The 236-nt window shown below is 61.4% G+C and carries 1 pseudogene; it reads left to right on the forward strand.

Features of this window, described 5'->3' with window-relative positions:
* Positions 1 to 236: pseudogene (locus QSV46_RS41085) on the forward strand (transposase); the annotation flags it as partial.

The following is a 236-nucleotide window of genomic DNA, read 5'->3' on the forward strand; positions in this document are numbered from 1 at the left end:
GTAACCGAACGCGGCCTGCCTGTTGCCGATGTAGCGGCCCGGTTGGGCATGTCTGCGCACAGCCTGTATGCGTGGATCAAGCGCTACAGCAAGCCAGAAGCCCAGCGTAAGCAAGAAGACGATCAGCAGGCGGAGCTGCGTCGTCTGCGGGCTGAACTCAAGCGGGTGACCGAAGAGAGAGACATCCTAAAAAAGGCCGCCGCGTACTTTGCCAGGGAGTCCGGCTGAGGTACGCC

This window comes from Bradyrhizobium cosmicum, from assembly GCF_032290525.1.
In the GTDB taxonomy this organism is placed as follows: Bacteria; Pseudomonadota; Alphaproteobacteria; order Rhizobiales; family Xanthobacteraceae; genus Bradyrhizobium; species Bradyrhizobium cosmicum_A.